The 2683-nt window shown below is 68.2% G+C and carries 3 protein-coding genes; 1 reads left to right on the forward strand and 2 read right to left on the reverse strand.

What is annotated here, in order from left to right; genetic code table 11:
• Positions 1–220 precede the first annotated feature (220 nt).
• Positions 221–694, reverse strand: coding sequence for a hypothetical protein (locus ACZ4W5_RS36050; RefSeq protein ID WP_465659345.1), 474 nt, complete (start codon positions 692–694; stop codon positions 221–223).
• A 9-nt stretch (positions 695–703) separates the two neighbouring features.
• Positions 704–1948 (reverse strand): helix-turn-helix domain-containing protein, encoded by a 1245-nt coding sequence (locus tag ACZ4W5_RS36055; protein WP_465659346.1) that lies wholly within the window; start codon positions 1946–1948, stop codon positions 704–706.
• A 278-nt stretch (positions 1949–2226) separates the two neighbouring features.
• On the opposite strand from ACZ4W5_RS36055, the gene ACZ4W5_RS36060 reads away from it, so the two are divergent.
• The coding region (locus ACZ4W5_RS36060) for an ATP-binding protein (protein WP_465659348.1) at positions 2227–2683 on the forward strand (457 nt) is incomplete at its 3' end.

Below are 2683 nucleotides of genomic sequence, written 5' to 3' on the forward strand. Positions count from 1 at the left end.
TCCGCCCCCCCCCCCCCCCCCCCCCCCCCCCCCTCCCCCCCCCCCCCCCCCCCCCCCCCCCCCCCCCCCCCCCCCCCCCCCCCACTCAGGTGCCACCTCGTGGCCGAGGTACTGGGAGACCGCTTGGAGCAGACCGCCCAGGGCTGGCTGCTCCAAGCCGGGCTGGCGAGTGGTCACTTGCTCTCCTCTGCGAGAGGGCGGTGGTGTTTCACATGCCCTCCTATCGGCGCGCTCCCTGCGGCCACAGCACTTCGACCGGCACGCCTCGCTGCTGCGCGTAGGCGACGACGTCCGCAGTCCCGCCGTAGCCCCGGGCGGGCAGGCCGTCCCAGACGGCGAGGAGTTTGTCGACCCGCTGGACGAGGATCTCGCTCCCCGCCATGTGGGCGGCGGAGTCGGACTCTACGAGGCCCGTGCGGTGAACAGCAGCGGCGCTCTCCAGTAGCCGGTCGTACACCGGGTGGTGCCAGTCCGGCAGGCTGTTCCGGTACTGATCGGCGGGGATGACGGCTTCCAACTGCCCGCCGCGCTCCAGCGCGATCTCCGCCAGCCATGAATCCGGCCCGTCCGCGATGCATGACACGACGGTGAGCGTGCTTGGATCCTCGTCTGAGACAACGCCGATGAGGAACTGTCGAACCTGCGCCTCCACCTCGGGCTTCAACCCGCGGTGCCCTGTGATTCCGATCCGCATCACTTCCTCCTACAGATAGACGTTGTGAAGGCGCTCATCGAACTCCCTCACGACCTTGGGGAGTGAGGAAGTGATGAGCGACCGCCGAAGTGCGCGGCCTCGCTCGATGATTCGCCCTGAACGGTACCGGAGACCGACTTCCAGGGCCTGGGCCGCGAGCGTGAACGCCGCCTCAATCCGCCCGGCAGCCAGGTGGCCTGTTGCCAGGTCCATCACCAGCAACGCGCGCTGCTTTGCGTGAGCTGTGGCGAGAACAGCGCTTGCACCATCCGACACCCATGCTTCAAGTCCGAGCTTGGCGCCACAGGTCACCCTGGAGGCAGCGACTTTGGACTCGTCGAAGGTGAAGACCCAGGGCCATGGGGGCGGTTCATCTCCCGTGGTGGTGCGGGCGGCAGCTCGGCTATGTGTCAGCGCGCGATCTGAGCTTCGCTGGTCGCCGGCGGAAGCGTGTCCGAGGGCCTCCACGGATGCGAGCCAGGCGTCTGCGATGGCTGGTCGCCCGGATTCAAGGAGGCTGCGCGCCTTCTTCACCAGGCTGAGTGCCTGGATTGCGTTGCCAGTCTGGGCTTCGAACTGTGCCAGGCTTCCTGCTTGGTAGGCGGCGAGCAGGGGGTTGGCGCCAGATCGGGCTGCTTTGATTGCGGCGCCATAGAACGATCGAGCAGACCCGTGATCTCCCATGTCCCACGCCAGCCAGGCGGCCAGGCTCGCCGCCTCGCTCGCGACGGCGGCGAGCCTGATTCGGTGGGCATCTGTCGGCGCCGCGACGACCAGCCCCTGAATCAGGCGAAGATGGGAGTGGACGACATCGGTCAGATCGCGTGAGGGAGTTGACCCATCCAGTCGACGGTATGACGTGGTGGCAAGCCGAAGCGCGGCAGCCTGTTGCTCGGCCTCATCGGTAGGCCCGGCAACGGCGGCGAGGACGGGTGCCGCCACGATCGCCGCAGCTGCACCGAGAAGTTGGCGTCTATGCACGTCCTCAGTTCCAATTCGCGCTCGCCTCGCTGTATCGGCGAGTCCTAGCAATCCGGCCGGGATGCTGAGGTGTTGCGACACTCTCAGCAGCACATCCATGGCATAGGGGCCGGTCCCTCGTTTCTCCAAGCGTGAGATAGCGGATTGCGACAGCCCGCACGCCTCGCCCAGCTGCACCTGGGTCATGCGCTGGTAATTTCGGGCCAGTTCGATGATCTTGCCGTAGTTCGCCGACCGGGACGCCTCCCGGACCACTGCCGAATTCCAGTTCAACAGCCCATCCAAACGCTACGACCTCAGCCAAGCAGGCGAGGCAGTCCGATGCGTTCCGTGCATATCCGTATGCGGGTACCGCATTGCCGATGGTCTCACGATCGTGACGGATTGTTCACTGAGTGTGAGAGCGCGTTGATGCGTCGGTGTCTCGGCAGCCCGCGAGACACCGACGCTGGTCTCGTGTCGGCTCCTTCATTGTCTGCCTGGTTTGGAGGCTGTTCGTGGTTGTCAGCCCACTGAGTAATGCTCGATTCCCGGTACCTCTGGAGTGGGGGGTGCCGCCGGGGCCGGACGCCGTGCCGGCGGCGCGGCGGTTGGTGGGGGCGATTCTGCGGGAGTGGTCGGTGCCGCTGACCGAAGACGGGTTCCAGGAGGTGGAGTTGTGTGCGAGCGAGGTCATCGCGAATGCGCTTCTGCACACGGGGGAGCGGTGTGTCGTGTCCGTCCGCTGGCGTAGCGGGCGGGTGCGGGTGGAGGTGGCCGATCGGGGTGCGGAGCTTCCGCATCGGGAGCGGGATCCCGAAGCGACCACCGGGCGTGGCCTGTTGCTCGTCCAGGCCCTCACCCATGCATGGGGGTGGCGTCCGGCGGAGGTGGGCAAGGTGGTGTGGTTCGAGTACCTGGCGAATGCCGAAGCGGGGGGGGGGGGGGGGGGGGGGGGGGGGGGGGGGGGGGGGGGGGGGGGGGGGGGGGGGGGGGGGGGGGGGGGGGGGGGGGGGGGGGGGTGGGGGG

The sequence above is a fragment of the Kitasatospora sp. NPDC029367 genome (assembly GCF_055569135.1).